This is a genomic window from Microbacterium sp. TPD7012 (genome assembly GCF_003075395.1).
GTDB lineage: Bacteria > Actinomycetota > Actinomycetes > Actinomycetales > Microbacteriaceae > Microbacterium.
In genome coordinates this window covers 54,421-71,947 of record NZ_QDFV01000004.1, presented here as the reverse complement: position 1 = coordinate 71,947, position 17,527 = coordinate 54,421, and the positions used below count along the sequence as shown (strand labels likewise).

At 68.9% G+C, this 17,527-nt stretch carries 19 protein-coding genes and 1 tRNA gene; 9 read left to right on the top strand and 11 right to left on the bottom strand.

All coding sequences use genetic code 11. From position 1 onward, the window contains the following. Position 1: 1 nt before the first annotated feature. Complete coding sequence (locus DC434_RS11735; protein ID WP_116635494.1) at positions 2–586, top strand: MarR family transcriptional regulator; 585 nt, start codon at positions 2–4, stop codon at positions 584–586. Here DC434_RS11735 and DC434_RS11730 read toward each other — a convergent pair. Next, a complete protein-coding gene (locus DC434_RS11730) occupies positions 480–1,796 on the bottom strand; it encodes an MFS transporter (protein WP_116635493.1) in 1,317 nt (438 codons plus the stop codon). The two genes, DC434_RS11735 and DC434_RS11730, sit on opposite strands and share 107 nt — an antisense overlap. Positions 1,797–1,886: 90 nt before the next feature. Next, positions 1,887–2,213, bottom strand: coding sequence for a hypothetical protein (locus tag DC434_RS11725; protein ID WP_116635492.1), 327 nt, complete (start codon positions 2,211–2,213; stop codon positions 1,887–1,889). A gap of 101 nt (positions 2,214–2,314) precedes the next feature. Between DC434_RS11725 and DC434_RS11720 the strand changes: the two genes are divergently transcribed. Both DC434_RS11720 and DC434_RS11715 read left to right on the top strand, forming a co-directional pair. After that, positions 2,315–3,031, top strand: coding sequence for a TetR/AcrR family transcriptional regulator C-terminal domain-containing protein (locus tag DC434_RS11720; protein ID WP_116635491.1), 717 nt, complete (start codon positions 2,315–2,317; stop codon positions 3,029–3,031). A 58-nt stretch (positions 3,032–3,089) separates the two neighbouring features. Then, positions 3,090–3,422: an ATP-dependent DNA ligase gene (locus DC434_RS11715; protein WP_116635490.1), complete on the top strand. Its 333-nt coding sequence runs from the start codon at positions 3,090–3,092 to the stop codon at positions 3,420–3,422. Between the two features lie 21 nt (positions 3,423–3,443). Here the strand turns inward: DC434_RS11715 and DC434_RS11710 are convergent, their stop codons facing one another. Continuing rightward, positions 3,444–4,430, bottom strand: coding sequence for an aldo/keto reductase (locus tag DC434_RS11710; protein WP_116635489.1), 987 nt, complete (start codon positions 4,428–4,430; stop codon positions 3,444–3,446). A gap of 67 nt (positions 4,431–4,497) precedes the next feature. On the opposite strand from DC434_RS11710, the gene DC434_RS11705 reads away from it, so the two are divergent. Beyond that, entirely contained in the window at positions 4,498–4,803 is a 306-nt protein-coding gene (locus DC434_RS11705; RefSeq protein WP_116635488.1) for an NIPSNAP family protein, read from the top strand. A 6-nt stretch (positions 4,804–4,809) separates the two neighbouring features. Here DC434_RS11705 and DC434_RS11700 read toward each other — a convergent pair whose 3' ends face one another. The 3 genes from DC434_RS11700 to DC434_RS11690 all read right to left on the bottom strand — a co-directional run bounded on the left by DC434_RS11700 (position 4,810) and on the right by DC434_RS11690 (position 7,320). Beyond that, positions 4,810–5,175 (bottom strand): hypothetical protein, encoded by a 366-nt coding sequence (locus DC434_RS11700; protein WP_116635487.1) that lies wholly within the window; start codon positions 5,173–5,175, stop codon positions 4,810–4,812. 97 nt (positions 5,176–5,272) lie between these two features. Beyond that, entirely contained in the window at positions 5,273–6,307 is a 1,035-nt protein-coding gene (locus tag DC434_RS11695) for a methionine synthase (protein WP_116635486.1), read from the bottom strand. A 20-nt stretch (positions 6,308–6,327) separates the two neighbouring features. Next, complete coding sequence (locus DC434_RS11690; protein WP_116635485.1) at positions 6,328–7,320, bottom strand: DUF1852 domain-containing protein; 993 nt, start codon at positions 7,318–7,320, stop codon at positions 6,328–6,330. Between the two features lie 122 nt (positions 7,321–7,442). On the opposite strand from DC434_RS11690, the gene DC434_RS11685 reads away from it, so the two are divergent. Continuing rightward, the gene (locus DC434_RS11685; RefSeq protein ID WP_116635484.1) at positions 7,443–8,384 is read left to right on the top strand and encodes a LysR family transcriptional regulator; all 942 of its coding nucleotides are present in this window, start codon (positions 7,443–7,445) and stop codon (positions 8,382–8,384) included. Between the two features lie 37 nt (positions 8,385–8,421). On the opposite strand, the gene DC434_RS11680 is transcribed toward DC434_RS11685, so the two are convergent. After that, positions 8,422–9,042: a TetR/AcrR family transcriptional regulator gene (locus DC434_RS11680; RefSeq protein ID WP_165808058.1), complete on the bottom strand. Its 621-nt coding sequence runs from the start codon at positions 9,040–9,042 to the stop codon at positions 8,422–8,424. Positions 9,043–9,174: 132 nt separating this feature from the next. Between DC434_RS11680 and DC434_RS11675 the strand changes: the two genes are divergently transcribed. Genes DC434_RS11675 through DC434_RS11665 form a run of 3 tightly spaced genes read left to right on the top strand, consistent with a single transcriptional unit; the run spans position 9,175 to position 11,978 of the window. Beyond that, positions 9,175–10,041: an oxidoreductase gene (locus DC434_RS11675; protein WP_116635482.1), complete on the top strand. Its 867-nt coding sequence runs from the start codon at positions 9,175–9,177 to the stop codon at positions 10,039–10,041. Positions 10,042–10,046: 5 nt separating this feature from the next. Next, positions 10,047–10,949, top strand: coding sequence for an alpha/beta fold hydrolase (locus DC434_RS11670; RefSeq protein WP_116635481.1), 903 nt, complete (start codon positions 10,047–10,049; stop codon positions 10,947–10,949). Positions 10,950–10,955: 6 nt separating this feature from the next. Further along, positions 10,956–11,978: an NAD(P)/FAD-dependent oxidoreductase gene (locus DC434_RS11665; protein ID WP_116635480.1), complete on the top strand. Its 1,023-nt coding sequence runs from the start codon at positions 10,956–10,958 to the stop codon at positions 11,976–11,978. A 90-nt stretch (positions 11,979–12,068) separates the two neighbouring features. On the opposite strand, the gene DC434_RS11660 is transcribed toward DC434_RS11665, so the two are convergent. Both DC434_RS11660 and DC434_RS11655 read right to left on the bottom strand, forming a co-directional pair. After that, positions 12,069–12,159: transfer RNA gene (locus DC434_RS11660), tRNA-Ser, on the bottom strand. A gap of 57 nt (positions 12,160–12,216) precedes the next feature. Further along, positions 12,217–13,263 (bottom strand): hypothetical protein, encoded by a 1,047-nt coding sequence (locus tag DC434_RS11655; protein WP_116635479.1) that lies wholly within the window; start codon positions 13,261–13,263, stop codon positions 12,217–12,219. A gap of 112 nt (positions 13,264–13,375) precedes the next feature. On the opposite strand from DC434_RS11655, the gene DC434_RS11650 reads away from it, so the two are divergent. Continuing rightward, complete coding sequence (locus tag DC434_RS11650) at positions 13,376–14,152, top strand: hypothetical protein (protein WP_116635478.1); 777 nt, start codon at positions 13,376–13,378, stop codon at positions 14,150–14,152. Between the two features lie 13 nt (positions 14,153–14,165). Here the strand turns inward: DC434_RS11650 and cydC are convergent, their stop codons facing one another. Both cydC and cydD read right to left on the bottom strand, forming a co-directional pair. Beyond that, entirely contained in the window at positions 14,166–15,833 is a 1,668-nt protein-coding gene (gene cydC, locus DC434_RS11645) for a thiol reductant ABC exporter subunit CydC (RefSeq protein WP_116635477.1), read from the bottom strand. After that, positions 15,830–17,509, bottom strand: a complete 1,680-nt coding sequence (gene cydD, locus DC434_RS11640) for a thiol reductant ABC exporter subunit CydD (RefSeq protein WP_116635476.1) — start codon at positions 17,507–17,509, stop codon at positions 15,830–15,832. Before cydD ends, cydC begins: the two co-directional genes overlap by 4 nt. Positions 17,510–17,527: the final 18 nt, after the last annotated feature.

The window sequence follows — 17,527 nt, the reverse complement described above, 5'->3', positions numbered from 1 at the left end:
GATGAGCGAGAAGGCCCGCGCAACAGAGGCATCGGCATCCGATGTGGAGCTGGCGTCGCTGCTGCCTCCGGATCCGCTCGACCTGCGTCGCTCGGTGACCTCGATCGTGCACTGGGCCGACAGTCGCGAAGTGCGCCTGGAGGTGATGGAGGCGATCGGATTCCCCTTCGACGACATCCCGATGTTCCTCGTCGTCAACCAGCTCGCCTATCGCGGGGCGCTGCGTCCGACCGATCTGGCCTCCGTGCTCGGCACGACCAAGGCGAACATCAGCAAGATCGTGCGCCGACTCGAGGCCAGCGGCCATGTCGCGCGGGTCGACTCCCCCTACGACGAGCGCAGCGTGCTGGTCGCGCTGACGCCGGCTGGCCGGGAGATCGGTGTGCGCATCGTGTCGCGCGCGGCAGAGAAGCTCACCGACAGCCTCGCCACCTGGTCGGCCGACGATGTCGAGGCCTTCCGGCGGCTGCTCGCCCAGTTCAGTCGAAGCGCTCTGCTGCAGCTGCCTCAGCCGACTCCGTCGGCGTGGAGCGAGCCCGAACCCGATCACGAGAGTCCAGCGGCACCCTCGCGTTCAGCACGATGAGCGCGACGGCTCCCACGGCGGCGATCACGGCGGGGATCCAGAACAGCTGCGGGATGCCGAGCCACGTCGCCCCCACGCTCCCCGCGAATCCGCCGACCGCCGCGTTGATCGCGTAGGCGCTGAGGAAGACGCTGGAGGCCATGCCGACCCGCGTCGGGACCAGGCGCTGCGCCACCGTGATCCCGAGCACCCCGAACGTCGCGATCACGCCGGACATCAGGAGCTGCCCGACGACCAGCGGCACGAGGGGCGCGTCGACCAGAGAGGCCGACGCATAGGAGACGTGCGCGCCGACGGCGAGGGCGGCTCCGACGACGAGCACGCGCGCGATGCCGAACCTGCTCGCCAATCGCGCGGCGAGCGGCATCAGCAGCAGCTCGAGAAGGGGCTGCAGGCCGATGATCGCGCCGCGCACGCCGGCGTCGACGCGAAGCTCCCCGTCCATATAGAGAGGCAGGTAGGCGAGCTTCACCGTCTCACCGCACATGATGAGGATGTAGATGCCGGTGAAGATCACGAGGGGAACGATCGAGTGCTGCCGAGGCGTGGCGGACGTCGGCGTGCGCGCCGGCTCTCCGACGAACGGAGGACTCTTCTTCACGCCGATCAGGGGGACGAGGGACAGCAGCACGCAGATCCCGGTCACGAAGAGCAGGGGGCGCAGCCCCAGCACCGCGCCGAGGACGGCACCGAGCACCGGACCGATGATCCAGCCGAATGCCATCGCCATCCGGATCACCGCGACGACCTCGTTGTCGGCCGGGGTGGGCGACCGATTCAACTCGTCGCGGACCGCTGCCTGCAGCTGCGCGGCTCCGGCGCCGGCCGCGCTGAGGAGGATCGCGTTGATGACGAACGGCATCCACGCCTGCATCGCGACGGCCATCAGCGTCCAGCCGACGAACCCCGCGAGCACCGAGAGCCGGAAGACCAGCAGCCGGGAGCCCGCGCGATCGGACAGAGTTCCCACCACGTATCCGACGATCGGAGCCGTCAGGTTGGTCAGGAAATAGAGGCCCGCCTGCGCCTCCGTGAGGTGCAGCTCTCCGACGAGGAACAGGGTGATCTGCGGGATGGTGAGGGAGATGCCGATGCCCGAGATGACGAGGCTGACGAAGGATCCCCGAAGAAGCCGGGAGCGGAGAATGTATCGCGTCGCCGAGACCGGGTGGCCGTTCGAACCGATGGCAGGAGACTGCTGGGCCGTCACGCAGGACCGTCCTTGACTTCACGGAGTGGGAGAACAGAGTACTCCGAATGGTATCAATGTGGCTTGCAGTGGACTCTGCTGGCCGCAACCTCAGTCGAGCTCGGACTCGCCGCCCGCGGGAGACTCGAGGAGCGGACCGGTGGGCGACTCGACACCGCGCGTCAGGTCCTGGAGGTGCCGCACGAGGTCGCCGTCCTCCAGCTCGGCGCCACGACCGGCCACGCTCTTCGACACGATCTGGCTCGCTGGTCCGATCAGGAACTTGGCCGTGACGACCGAGCCGTCGTCCTCGCGAACCGGGATCTCGACGATCTCCGCGCGCACCTCGTCACCCAGCGCGCGGCCGTACGCCAGCAGGGCATCCGCGATCTCGTCGCCCGTCAGGAATTCCTCGCCGCCGTACATGATCAACTGCATGATCCCGTTCTACGTCATCGCCGCCCGAACCCCGCACCCCTTGCCCGGGGGCCGCGCTGCTGCTAGCGGCGGCAGCGGCGCGATGCGAGTAGCGTTGGCGCATGCCGGAACGTTCGCGGGAGAAGCAGCGGGTCTCGTCGGCCGGTCGACTCAGTCGAGAGCTGATCGTCACGACGGCCCTCGGGCAGATCGACCGTGACGGCGCGTCGATCCTGTCGATGCGATCGCTCGCACAGGAGCTCGGCGTCGAGGCGATGTCGCTGTACCGCTATGTGCACGGCAGAGAGGATCTGCTGGAGGGCGTCGTCGCGCTCCTCATGGACGACCTGACGACGAGTCTCGATGACGAGCTGACCGAGCACTGGCAGGGCTTCCTGCAGACGCTGGCCCATCGCGTGCGGCGGATCGCGATCGATCACCCGCGGGCGTTCCCGTTGATCGCCACCCGTCATCCGGCCGCGCCCTGGCTGCGCCCGCCTCTTAGGAGCGTCGAGGTCGTCGAGATGTTCCTCCGCACGCTCATCGAGCAGGGATTCTCCGACCGGCAGGCGGTCGACACGTACCGCTCCTTCAGCAGCTTCCTCCTCGGGCAGCTGCTCCTGGAGTCCGCCGTGCGCGGTGCGGAGATCAGTCCTCTCGAGGAGACCCTCGACGAGGGCGGCGCGGACATCCCGGAGAAAGACGGACAGGAGCAGGTCGACGACGACGCGCAGATCGTCCGACTCCGCCCGCTGCTGAGCGAGGACCGCAGCGACGAGGAGTTCGAGGCGTCTCTCGAGAGCCTGCTCGATCGTCTCAGCGGTGAGCTCTCGCAATAGGCTTACACTGTAATCTCACTTACGATGTAAGTCCGCAGAGCAGGAGTCAACACGCACGATGGGGCGATTCATCTATGAGGGCAGCGTCAAGACCGAGATCGAAGACCGCGCGCTGACCCACCTTCAGCTGGTCATGACCGCGAAGCTCCGCCGCGCGGAGCCGTTCAACTTCACGTGGCGCGAGGATCTCAGCGTCGGCGGCGGCCGCACGACCGTCTGGGTGCACGCGCGGAGCTCGCTCGTCTTCAAGTACAGCGGCAGCCGACAGCCGGCGATCAACCGCGAGTGGATCGAGGCTCTCGCCTTCACCGCGAACGCGCCGAGCGGTCTGTATCTCGTGCCGGAGCCCGCGGAGCAGAATCCGGCCGAACGGGTCGACGTCCCGACCTGAGCAGCGATCGCTCGCGACGGCCTACCAGGCGTACGCCTCCGGGGCCTGGCCGCCGGGGCCGGGGAAGATCTCGTCGAGTCGGCCGAGGTCCTCTGCGGTCAGCGTGATCTCCAACGCGGACACGGCGGACTCGAGCTGCGCGACCGTGCGCGGCCCGATGATCGGACCGGTGACGGCAGGCTGGCGCAGCAGCCAGGCGAGGCCGAGCGCGGAGGGTGCCCAGCCCCGCTCCTTCGCGAACAGCTCGTACGCATCGACCTTGTCGCGGTGAGCGGCACGCATCTCGGCCGCCCTCCCCGTGTTCGATCGGGCGTTGGCATCCGATGATCCGCCGCTCAGCAGACCTCCGGACAGCGGCGACCACGGCAGGATGCCGAGGCCGTAGTTCTGCGCCGCGGGGATGACCTCGAGTTCGATGGAGCGCTGGGCGAGGTTGTACAGCGACTGCTCGCTCACGAGCCCGAGGAAGTGGCGCTGCTGCGCGATCTCGTTCGCCTGCGCGATGTTCCACGCCGCGAAGTTCGAGCTGCCGGTGTAGACGACCTCGCCTCGGGCCACGAGCACCTCCATCGCCTGCCACAGCTCCGGCCAGGAGATGTGGCGGTCGATGTGGTGGAACTGGTACAGGTCGATCCGGTCGGTCTGCAGTCGGCGCAGCGAGCCGATCGCCTCCCGCCGCACCTGCCAGGCGGACGCACCGCGCGCGTTGGGCCGGTCGCCGCTCGCATCAGGGGCGACCATCGGGGAATGCACCTTGGTCGCCAGGACGATGTCGTCGCGCACCCCGGGGCGCGCCGCGAACCACCGACCGATGATCTCCTCGGTCGCACCTCGACCCGCCGACCCGCCGTAGGCGTTCGCCGTGTCGAAGAAGTTCACCCCCAGCTCGAGGGCGCGATCCATGATCGCGAACGACTCCTCCTCCGAGGTGCGGTCGCCGAAGTTCATCGTGCCCAGCACGATCCGTGAGACCGACGTACCCGTGCGACCCAGCTGCGTGTAGTCCATGGTTCCCGAGCCTATTGAGAATCGGGGCTGCGCGCGCCCCCCTGCACCGCTCTGCGAGGATGATCGGATGATCACCGTTCACCTGCGCTATGAGATCGACCCCGACAAGCTCGACGACTTCACCGAGTACGGCCGCACGTGGATCCGACTGGTCGCGAAGCACGGCGGCACCCACCACGGCTACTTCCTGCCGAGCGAAGGCGACAGCGACGAGGCCTTCGCGCTGTTCACATTCCCCTCGCTCGCCGAGTACGAGGTCTATCGCACGGCGTCGAAGACCGATCCCGAGTGCGTGGAGGCGTTCGACTTCGCGCGCAGGACGCAGTGCATCCGCCGCTACGAGCGTCGATTCCTCAGCCCGGTCTTCGACTGAAGCGCCCTAGGCGCCGCGCCTGACCGCTACCACCATCTCCTCGCCGCCTTCCAGGCTGGACCAGGAGGAAGCGTCGAGGTGAAGACCGAAACGGGCGACGACTTCGGTGATCATCCTCTGCACCCGCACGGTGCCGTTCTCGGTGAAGATGTCGTCGATCTCGACCTCGAACGCGTCGTAGGAGAGGGGTGCGCGAAGCGACTCGGCATCGGCGGCACCGATCAACTGCATGGGGTGCCGAGCGGGGGCACCGGGATGGGCGGGCTCACCGACCATCACGCGGAAGTAGTTGATGGCACGCTTGGCTGAGCCGCGCACGTCCTGCAGCATGGGAGCAGGCGCATCGCCCTGGCTCGGGAACATCGGGTCCATGGCCGTGCCTTTCGGTGTCATTTCAGGATGCCATGTCCTGAACCACCCGCGGAGCGCGCGTGAGCTGCGGCTGACCCAGAGTCCCGGAACCGGCGGGTCAGTCCTTCGCGGCGAGCTCGTCACGAAGCAGAGCCGCGCCGGCGCTGAGCGCGCGCAGCTTCCCGCGTGCGACGTCACGAGACAGCGGTGCCAAGCCGCAGTTCGTGCTCGGGATGAGCTTGTCCGCGTCGACGAAGCGGAGCGCGTTCCGGAGGGTGTCGGCGACCTCCTCCGGGGTCTCGATCGCGTCGCTGGCGACATCTATGGCTCCGAGCATGACCTTCTTGCCGCGGATGAGCTCGATGAGATCCAGAGGGACGTGCGAGTGGTGGCTCTCCAGCGAGATGGTGTCGATGCTCGAGCTCTGGAGCAGCGGGAAGGACTTCTCGTACTGGCGCCACTCCGCCCCGAGGGTCGCCTTCCAGTCCGTGTTGGCCTTGATCCCGTACCCGTAGCAGATGTGCACCACGGTCTCCGCGCGCAGTCCTTCGGCCGCCCTCTCCAGCGCCGCCACGCCCCAGTCCTGCACGTCGTCGAAGAAGACGTTGAACGCCGGCTCGTCGAACTGGATGATGTCCACCCCGGCCGCCTCGAGCTCCTTCGCCTCCTGATTGAGGATCGTCGCGAACTCCCACGCCAGCTTCTCGCGGCTCTTGTAGTGGCGATCGTAGAGCGTGTCGATCATCGTCATCGGACCGGGCAGCGCCCATTTGATGGGCTGATCGGTCTGCTGGCGGAGGAACTTCGCATCCTCCACGAACACCGGCTTCTCGCGGCTCACGGCGCCGACGACCGTCGGCACGCTGGCGTCGTAGCGGTCGCGGATCCGAACCGTCTCCCGCTGGTCGAAGTCGACGCCGGAGAGATGCTCGATGAACGTCGTGACGAAGTGCTGGCGGGTCTGCTCCCCGTCGCTGATGATGTCGAGGCCGGCCTGGCGCTGCTCCTGGACGGTGATGCGAAGCGCATCCTGTGCGCCCTCGGCCAAGGCGTCGCCCTGCAGTTTCCAGGGAGACCAGAGCGTTTCCGGCGCGGCCAGCCAGGAGGGCTTCGGCAGACTGCCGACGATCGAGGTGGGAAGAAGCGTGTTCATGGTCGGCGATTCTCCGTCAGTCATCCGACAGGAACGAGCGAGCCGGCGGCCCACCGCTCGAGCAGGTCGCCGTGCGGCTTCATGAGGTGCTCGTCCGCATACTTCCCCTGCTCGGTCGCGAGCCGGCTGCGCTCGTCGCGGTCGTAGGCGATCTTCGTCACCGAGTAGTCCTGCTGCTCGAGGGTCGGCTGATAGACGCTCGCCGCTGCCGAGTTCGCGTTGTAGATCTCCGGCCGGTAGATCTTCTGGAAGGTCTCCATCGTGCTGATCGTGCCGATGAGCTGGAGGTTCGTGTAGTCGCCGAGCAGATCGCCGCGGAAGTAGAAAGCCAGCGGCGCGACGCTGCCGCGCGGCATGAAGTACCGGACCGAGAGCCCCATCTTGCCGAAGTAGGCATCGGTCAGAGAGGGGTCCTTCTGCTCGTACTCCACGCCGAGGATCGGGTGATGGTTCTCGGTGCGACGGTAGACCTTGCTCGTCGAGACGCTGATGCAGATCACGGGCGACACCGTGAAATGCTCCCGATAGGTGTCCGAGTCGAGGAAGTGCTGGAAGAGCTTGCCGTGCAGGTCGCCGAAGTCATCCGGAACGCTGAACCCTCCTGCAGCCGCGCTGGCCGCCGGCAGCCGCACGCTGAAGTCGAAGTCGCGGACGTAGGACGAGAAGTTGTTCCCCACGATCCCGTGGCTGCGCCGTCCGGTGAGACGGTCGACGATCTGGATGTCGAGGACCTCGAGCAGCGGGAAGTCCTGGTCCTCGCCGTCAGCGGCGAACTGCACCGCCACCGAGACGATCTCGAGTTCGAGGGTGTAGCGGTCCGCGTTCGGGTTGTCCCAGTGCGCCAGATCGTTGAACCGGCGGTCGATCATCGTCAGGGCGTTGCGCAGATTCTGCTGACGATGCTCCCCCCGCGCCAGGTTGGCGAAGTTCGTGGTGATCCGTGAGTTCTCCGATGGCGTGTAGTCCTCGTCGAAGCGGGTCGTCGTGATGCGGAACGTGAAGTCGTCTGCCATGAGGGGCCAATCGGGGGTGGTCGGCCGGGCTCGGCCTCACGGAAAGGTGTCCCTCCATCGTGCGCCCAGAGTGCCCCCATCGAGTAATGCGCGGTGACTATGCCGTGCCATAGGCTGTCGCTATGGCACGGCGCTCGAGCGGCATCACTCTGCAGCAACTCACGTACTACATCGAGGTCGCCGCGGAGGGGTCGATCAGCGCTGCCGCCGACCTGCTCTACGTCGCCCAGCCCACCATGTCCGCGGCGATGAAAGACCTCGAGAGCAGGGTGGGGCGCGCGCTCCTCCTCCGCTCGGCCCGCGGCGTGACGCTCACCACCGACGGCGTGGAGTTCCTCGGATACGCGAGGCAGGTCGTCGAGCAGGTGGCGCTCCTCGAACAGCGATACCTCGGTCGGCCGCCGTCACGGCGCCTGCTCGGGGTGTCGACCCAGCACTACTCGTTCGCGGTCGACGCGCTCGTGCGGATGGTGAAGGCGACCTCGGCGGACGAGTACGAGTTCTCACTGCGCGAGACGAGGACGTGGGACATCATCGAAGACGTCCGCACGCTCCGCAGCGAGTTGGGGATCCTCTACCGGAACGACTTCAACCGCAGCGTGATCGACAAGCTCCTCCGCGACTCCGGGCTCGCGTTCCATCCGCTCTTCGTCGCGGAGCCGCACATCTTCATCTCCCGCAAGAACCCCCTCGCCGCCCGAGATCACGTGACGCTCGCCGATCTCGCCGACGTGCCGAGGCTCACCTTCGACCAGGGTGCGAACAACTCGTTCTACTTCGCCGAGGAGATCCTGTCCACCCTCTCGAGTTCGCGGGACATCCGCGTCTCCGACCGCGCGACCATCTTCAACCTCATGATCGGGCTCGACGGCTACACCATCTCGACAGGCATCATCAGCGACGACCTCGACCCCGAGATCGTCGCCATCCCGCTCGAGGTCGACGAGCACATCGAGATCGGCTGGATCGGCCACTCCGCGATCCCCCTCACCGAGCAGGCGCAGCGCTACCTCGCCGAGCTGCGGACGGTCGTCTCGGGTTTCGGGGTGGAACTGCTCGGCTGAGAGAGGCCGAGCCTCCCGCTGACGCTGCCGCCGTGGATCACGGACGAGTGCGCGGCAGCAGAGCGAACGCGCTCTCCGCGATCGAGGCCAGACGGGCGGGACTGTGACCGTACGCACCGACGATGTCGGTTCCGCGGATCACCGTCAGGAGAAGGTAGGCGAGGTCATCGGCATCCGCCTCGGGGTCGATGTCGCCGTTGCGCTGGGCGGCTCGCACGCATTCGGCCACGGCCGTGACGAGCACGGCGAAGCACTCGGCCGCCATGCGCTGCACCTCCGGGTCGGATGCTCCGATCTCCATGGCCATCTTGCCGGCGAAGCACGCCGCTGCGGTCCGGTCGGATGCGGGCGGCACATCGCCCGCCAGGGGCACCCCCTGGACGGCGCGGAGCAGATAGGCGTGCAATCTTTCGAGCGCGCCTTCGTCCGGCCCGGCGAGGGCACGCGGTGCCACCTGTCCGAGGCGGGCGACGTATCCCGCCATCGCCTGCATCAGCACCCCGTGCTTGCCGTCGAATGCCGCGTAGAGGCTGCCGCGACCGAGGCCGGTGGCCGCACTGATGTCGTCGACGCTCGTGCCGTTATACCCGGAGCTGCGGAACTGGCGTTCCGCGGCGTGGAGGACATGGTCGCGATCGAAGCTTCTGGGTCTTGCCATAGGGAGAAGATAGGCCACATCGAGCATATTTGACAAATCAGTACAGAACGGAATAGGTTCTTTACCATTCAGTACACAAACCGGCGATGACCCGAGAATCAGGGAAGCCGCTCCGACTGCCGAAGGATCGACATGCAGACACATCCGCCAGTAGCCCTCATCACGGGCGCCTCATCCGGGATCGGGAAGGCGACGGCACGAGCCCTGGTGAACGCCGGCTTCACCGTGGTCGGCACGAGTCGCAAGGCGGCAGATGCCGGCCGCGTCGCCGGCGTCACCCTTCTCGATCTCGACGTGTCCGACGACGACTCCGTCCACTCTCTGGTCGAGCGGGTCATCGCGAGGTTCGGTCGGATCGACGTCCTTGTCAACAACGCCGGTGTCGGAGCGGTCGGCGCCGGCGAAGAGAGCTCGATCAGCCAGACCCAGGCCGTCTTCGACGTCAACGTCTTCGGCGCGATGCGCATGACGAACGCCGTCCTGCCGCATATGCGCGCGCAGGGCCGCGGCCGGGTGATCAACGTCTCGTCTGTGCTCGGACTGATCCCCGGCCCCTTCATGGCCGGCTATGTCGCCACCAAGCACGCGATCGAGGGGTACTCCGAGTCCATCGATCACGAGGTTCGCGAGCACGGCATCCGGGTGCTGCTGGTCGAGCCGGCCTTCACCAGCACGAGCTTCGAGGCGAGCAGCCTGGCACCCGATGCGCCCCTGTCGGCCTACGCCTCACAACGGGAGGTCGCCCGCGAAGTCCTGGCCGGCGCTCTGCGCACCGCCGACGACCCCGATGTGGTCGCGAAGGTGATCGTCGCGGCCGCTGTCGACCCCCGACCCCGGCTCCGGTACACCGCCGGTGCGATGGCGGCGCGCGTCAGCCTCCTCCGCAGGCTCGTGCCCTCAGGCACGTTCGACAGACAGATCCGCAAGCTCAACCGACTGGATGCCGCACCCGCCGCAGCATCCTCCCCGCACGCCCCGACCATGCGCAGGAAAGGCTGAGGCCCGTGGACTTCGAGCACGTCACATTCGAACTGCCGCACGGCACGTTCCATGCGCTCCAGGGCGGCGACCCTCTGGGGAAGCCGACGATCTTCCTGCACGGGTTCCCTGATCACCCTCCGACCGCGAAGTCCTTTCTCTCCGAGCTCGCCGATCAAGGACGTTTCGTCCTCGCCCCCTGGCTTCGCGGGTACTCGCCGTCGCCGACCTCCGGGCCGTTCGACTTCGCATCACTCACGGGAGACGTCCTCGGCGTGATCGACCGATGGTCGCCCGGTGAGCCGGTGGATCTGATCGGTCACGATTGGGGAGCGTTGATCACCTACAGCGCGGCCGTCACCGCGCCGGAGCGGATCGAACGCGCGGTCACACTCGCCATCCCGCACCCCCTCACCTTCATTCTCCGGTCGCGGCCCGCGCAGCTGCGCCGAAGCTGGTACATGGGGCTGTTCCAGCTGCCCGGAAGCGGCATGATCGCCAAGGCACGCGACCTCTCTCTCATCGACCGACTCTGGCGCGAGTGGTCGCCCGGCCTCACGCTCGAACCGGATGTCCGGGAGGAGCTGCATGATCATCTGCGAGCGAGCATGCCCGCGCCCCTCAAGTACTACCGCGCGATGATGCGACCCGGCATGTTGAAGGCCGCACGCCGCCTGTCTCGACCCATCACTGTTCCCCTGCTGCACATCCACGGTGCGGACGATGCGTGCATCCTCCCTCCGCAGGTCGACGACCGGCATCGTTTCGCCGCGCCCCATGTGCGAGACGTCCTGCCCGGGCTCGGACACTTCCTGCACATCGAGGCTCCTGAAGCCATCGCGGACCGGATCGCCGCGTGGGTACGCGACGTCTCATCGATGCCCGGCGGGGCGACCGCCGCCACGACCACCCAGAGCGCGACAGGCTGACGGATCATGACCGAGGAGAAGACGAGCGATACCGGATCCGTGCGGAAGCAACCGGAGACCAGCGACGCACTGACCGAAGAAGTCGTCGATGCGCTGGTCGTCGGAGGCGGCGCTGCCGGGCTGAACGGTGCGCTGATCCTCGCCCGTTCCCGCCGCTCGGTCGTCGTGATCGACAGCGGCTCACCCCGCAATGCGCCGGCGGAGGCCGTGCACGGGCTTCTCGCCCTGGACGGCACCCCGCCGTCCGAGATCCTCCGACGGGGCCGCGCGCACGTGCGCCAGTACGGCGGACGCATCGTCTTCGGGGAGGTGGCATCGGCTGCATCCGCTCCGCCGTCGTCGGACGGCGATCTCCGATTCACGGTCGATCTGGTGGACGGGCGCCGCATCACCGCGCGCCGACTCCTGGTGGCCACCGGCGTCACGGACGTGCTGCCGGACCTGCCCGGGCTCGCCGACCACTGGGGACACAGTGTGGTGCACTGCCCGTACTGCCACGGGTGGGAGGTGCGAGATGAGCCCATCGGGATCCTCGCCACCGGCCCGGCATCCGTCGGCCACGCGTACCTGTTCCGTCAGCTGACCGAGGACCTGACCTACTTCACCCGCGGAACCGATCTGGAAGACGACGAACGCGCCCGTTTCGCCGCCCGCGGCATCCGCGTCATCGACACGCCGGTCACCGAGGTCGTCGACGACGAGGACGGCGCACTTGCGGGCGTGCGCCTGGCCGACGGCCAGGTCGTGCCGCGCCGGATCCTGGCGATCGCCGCCCCGATGCGGCCCCGCACGCAGGGCCTGGAAGGCCTTCGCCTGCCGATGCGAGAGGTTCCGCGCATCGGCCCCAGCGTGGCCGCCGGCATCGCGGGTGCGACAGAGGTTCCCGGGGTCTGGGTCGCCGGGAACATCACCGAACCGACTGCTCAGGTCGGGGCCTCTGCGGCGGCCGGCGCGCTCGCCGGCGCGGACATCAACCGGATGCTGGCGATGGCTGACGCCGATGCGGCACTCCACGAGGCGGAGAACTGAGGAGGGAACTCCGCGCCGTACGCGAAGACGCATCCGGGCCACGCCCCACCGCAGACACGGAAAAACCCCCTCACGAGGAGGGGGTTTCCATGGCGGTGACGGTGGGATTTGAACCCACGGTAGGGGGTTACCCTACACAACTTTTCGAGAGTTGCACCTTCGGCCGCTCGGACACGTCACCGCGGAATAGCTTACGCGAGACCGGCCCGCCGCGCGAATCCGCGAGTCGACCGGATGCTCACCAGGCCGCGGCGACCTCGGCGTGGGTCCGCAGGATGCCCTCGGTCGAACCGGCCGGAGCCCGCCCGATGCCGCACTCGGTCGCGACGCCGAACTCAGGCGCGAAGCGCAGAGCCACGGCGATCCGCCGCGCCGCCACCTCGGCCCCGTCCTCTCGGTGCACGAGCCCCAGGTACGGCTCCGAGACCGGGACCAAAGACGCGAGCGGCGCGAAGTACCCCTCGTCGTCACGGGCGATCGGCACCGGGAGGTGCAGCCACGTGATCTCCCGAGCGGATGCCGCCACCACGGCGTTCGCGTAGCGGACGAGGTTCGCGGCATCCGTCGGCTCGACGAAGTGCTTCTCCCCTGCGTCGCCGTAGCAGAGGTGCACGCCCACCTCGACATCGCCCGGCACGGCGTCGACCAGCGCGGCCAGACGCGAGACGAGACCGTCGAACGGATCGCCCGGCCACCACGCCTCCATGACCGCTCCATAGCCGGCGGCGCGCTCGATGATGCCCATCTCGCTCGCGACATCCCACTGCACGGCGAGGTCGTCGTGCGGGATGGCGGCGAGGATCTCGTCGAGCTCGCGCAGGATCGCTGCCGTGTACACCGGCTCGATCGCCGCGCGGTCGTCGCCGTGGAAGAACGACGAGATCACGGCGAGCGGCGTCGGCAGCGAGACCTGGAAGCGGATGCCGGCGGGCACGGCGCCGTCCTCGCGCAGCCGTACGAAGGTCGCGTACGACTCGATCGCGGCCGAGGCGTAGCCGAGCTGCGGAAGCTCGATCGCGGCGGCATCCGCTCCCTCCGCGATGCGCAGACCCCGGGCGTCGATGCCGGCCGGGAAGGGGATCGGCTGGTCGCCGACGCGCTCGATTCCGTCGGCCTGTCCGATCACGTCGGGCTGGAACATGATCCAGTGGAACCGCTTCCCGACCTCGCCGTCGGGAAGGCGTCGCAGGTGCGATCCGAGCATCGCAGCGGCCGTGCGCATCGTCGTCTCGGCGTCGTCGTAGTTCACGCTGCCCACGAGGAGGGCTCCCTGCGGCTGAGTCATCGCTCCAGAATATCGACGGGATCCCCCGCCGGTTTTCCCCGGCGCACCCTCCGGCGCCAGGACCCCTCCCGAGTTAGGATGTCCTAAGCACCCCGACGGAAGGATGCGACCGATGGGCTTCATCACGTCCGACGCGTTGGCCGAGACCGGCTACGTCGTCCTCGACGATCACCCCGCCGACATCGACTCCGCCGAGTGGCGCGATCTCGAGTACGTGCGCTGGCGCTCCTCGGGCATCACGCGCTTCGCTCCGCTCACCAGCTACGCCGGCGACGTCGACTGCAACGGCTTCTGGAACCACACGCCGCCCCGCACCGACAAGGACGGCGTCTGGATCGCATCCCAGGTCGCGACGGCGCCGACGCTGCAGCAGCGGGCGCTCGAGCCGGGGGCCGGCATCGGGCGGTGCCGGGTGATCGAGCTGCAGCCCAACGAGTACGCCGACGCGATCTACAACCTGCACCAGGACGACAACAACCGCCTCAACGACGACGGAACCGGCTGGGTCGTGCGCGGGTTCTTCAACCTCACCGACGACACCGCCTCGATGCTGATCCTCCGCTCCGACCGGTTCGACCCGGCGACCGAGGTGAGACTGCCGCTGAGCGCCGGATCGCGGATCATCGTCGACACGCAGCGCTTCTGGCACGCGGTCTGGCATCGCGGCACCGCACCGCGCTATGCGCTCATCGCCTCATGGACGAGCGGTCCCGAGCTCGACGCCTACATCGCGGCGCATCACGGAGACCCGCACCCCGCGACCGTCGACCTCGATCCGCAGGTCGTCGACGACGCCCAGGTCGAGCTGCACCGCCGCATCGAGGAACGCCGCAAGGCCTTCGAGGCGCAGGGCATCGTGATGGAGCCTCCGACGCCGCTGCACCGCTGAGCGATTCGAGGTCTCAGATCGTCCGGCCGCCCTCGAGCGGGATGACGCGATCGACCGTCCCCGCCGGCGGGGCGACGTGCGAGATCAGCAGCACGGACTGCTCGCCCGCCGCACCCAGCAGGTCGCGCAGCAGAGCGTCGGAGGCATCCGGATCGACGCCCGCTGTCGGCTCGTCGAGCACGAGCACCGGGAAGCCGCGGAGCAGCGCCCGCGCGAGAGCGATGCGCTGGGCCTGCCCGCCCGACACGAGAGCGCCGCGGTCGCCCACCCGAGCGTCGAGACCTCCGCGCTCCGCCACCCACTCCCCCAGTCCGACCCGGTCGAGCACCTCGAGCAGCTCCTGATCGCTCGCGGTGTCGCGCGCGAACAGCAGGTTCTGACGGATGTCCTCGTCGAACAGCTGAGGGCTCTGCTCGCACAGGCCGATGGTCCGGCGCAGCGCCGGGCCCGACATCGCCGCGGCATCCCGATCATCGATCAGGTACTCGCCCTCGGCACGGAGGAAACCCACCAGCACCGCAGCGAGAGAGCTCTTTCCCGCGCCGCTCGGGCCCGCGACCAGAACGCGCTCGCCCGGCCGCACGTCGAGGTCGATGCCACGCAGCGCCGCCGCGCCACCGGGCCAGTCCGCGCGCACGCCGCGCAGACGCAGGGCGGGTGTGCCGGTGATCTCCGTATGGTCGCCGTCGTCCGTCCGCAGCTCCTCGGGCATCCGCTCGGGCAGCACGTCGACGATGCGTTCAGCGCTCGACCGCACGCTCCGCCAGGATGCCGCGGCGATCGGCACCGCTCCGAAGATCTCGAACACGACCATCGGCACCAGCACCGCGACCGCCAGCCACGGCCCGTCGATGACTCCGCTCGCGAGACCGGGGGCAGCTGCGGCGAGCGCCCACACCGACGCCGCGCCGGCGACGGCCGACACCACCCCGGCAGCGATCGCCTGGGCGAGCGAGGCGCGGGCGACCAGCCGGCGGAGGGCGGCATCCGCCTCGGCGATCCGCGCACGCGCCTGCTCCTCGGCCCCGTAGGCCAGGAGCACATCGAGGCTGCCGAAGTAGTCGACGAGCGCAGCGGAGAGGTCGGCCCGTCGGGCGGACACGAGCGCCTCGGCACGCGAGCCGAAAACCCAGCCCAGACCGATCGATGCGGCAGCGGCGACCAGCAGGCAGGCGGCAAGGGTCAGCGCGGCCGGCGGGGAGACGAACGCGAGGAAGCCGACGGCCCCGACCGCGACGAGGCCTGCGACCGCAAGCGGCTGCACCACGCGGAGCGGCAGGTTCTGCAGGTTCTCCACGTCGTCGACGAGGGCCGCGAGCACCCGTCCGCGGTCGGTCGATCCGAGCCCCGCCGGCGACAGCGGGATGAGCCGGCGCACCATGTCGCCGCGCGTGGTCGCGAGCTGCCGCAGCGCGGCGTCGTGTCCGCTCAGCCGCTCGAGGTACCGGGTCACGGCGCGGGACACGGCGAAGAACCGCACCCCGACCACGGCGATCGACAGCGGCACGAGCGAGTCGACGATCGACGCGCTCACGATGAGCCAGCCGCTCACCGCCAGCAGGCTGACGGCGGCGCCCGCCGAGAGCACCCCCCAGATCAGGCCCGGGAGGAACCGTCCGATCGGCGGCTGCGCGAGACGGAGGATGCCGCGCACACGCTCGGCGCGCGTGAGAGAGGTCATGCGCTCATCCCCAGGGCGACGACCTGATCGGCGATGTCCCGCGCCGACCGACGGTGCGAGACGAGCAGGATCGTCGCCCCGGCATCCGCCCGGTCCCGGAGAGACCGCCACAGCCGCTCCTCCGTGTCGGGGTCGAGCGCGCTCGAGGGTTCGTCGAGCGCGAGCACCCGGGTGGGATCCGCGGCATGCCGGTACAGCGCGCGGGCGACGGCGACGCGCTGCGCCTGTCCGCCCGACAGCCCGCTGCCCTGCACGCCGAGCATCCGCTCCGCATCGAGCGCGTCCGCGCAGGCGGCGTCCAGCGCAGAGCGGATGCCGCCGGCATCGGGCTCCGGGTCGCCGAGAGCCACGTTCTCGGCGACGGTCCCCTGCAGCAGACCCGGCTTCTGCCCGGCCCAGGCCAGCCATACAGCGGGTGAGAGGTCGCGCACATCCCTCCCCGCGAAACCGGCGCTGCCCTCGTACTCCGCCGCACCCCGCAGGGCCGCCAGCAGGCTCGACTTTCCCGCGCCACTGGGCCCTTCGATCAGGGTGATGGTGCCCGGTTCGGCCGTGAAGGAGACGGGCGGCAGGTCACGGACACGGAGGTCGGAGACCACGAGAGCCTCAGCCGCCGGAGGGACCCCGCCGGCGGTTTGCAGGTCGATTTCACGGATGCAGGCAGCATCCGCGGTATTTCGACCTGCATCCGTGATCTGGACCTGCAAAGTGACGCGGTCCCGGGTCCGCGCCCCGGCCTGGTCGAGCACGTCGAACACGTCCTCAGTCGCCGCCACCCCCTCGGCCGCGGCGTGGAACTGCACCCCGACCTGGCGGATCGGCAGGAACGCCTCGGGCGCGAGCAGCAGCACGAACAGCCCGACCTCGAGCGACAGGTCGCCGGAGAGCAGCCGGAATCCGACGGCCACTGCGATCAGCGCCACCGCGAGCGAGGCGAGCAGCTCCATCGCGAAGCCCGAGAGGAACGAGAACCGCAGCACCTTCATCGTCTCGCGCCGGTACTCGTCGGCGGTGACCTCGATGCGGTCGGCCGCACGCCGGTCGCGTCCGAACAGCCGCAGCGTTGAGAGGCCCTGCACCGTGTCGGCGAACCGCGCCGCGAGCCGCTGCAGCGTCTGCCACTGCTTCTTCTGCACGGTGCGCGTCGCGATGCCGATGAGGATCAGGAACAGCGGGATCAGCGGAAGGGTGATGATCGCTGTCAGCCCGCTCGGCCAGTCCTGCCACCACATCACCGCGACGATCACGGGCGTCGCGATCACCGTGAGCACCAGCTGCGGGATGTACCGGGCGAAGTACGCGTCGAGGGCTTCCAGCCCGTGCCCCGCGGTCACCGCCAGTGCTGTCTGGTTCCGCTGCGCCAGCCACCCCGGTCCGAGCCGGCCGACCGCCGCGATGAGCGCCGACCGCAGCTGCATCCCCGTCTTCGCGGCGGCGCGCGTCCCGGCGGCATCCGACGCGGCGATGAGAATGCCGCGCAGCAGCGCGGCCGCGAGCAGCCAGAACAGCGACGACGAGACATCCCGCCCCGCGAGCGCGCCGGTGACGGCATCCGTCAGCAGCCACGCGAACGCGACCGTCACGGCCGTCTGCACCACGCCGATCAGCGCGGATGCCGCGAGGAACCCCCTCGCGGCCCCCGCGTACCGCAGCAGTCGCGGATCGACGGGTTTCATGGCTCGGTCGTTGAGCGA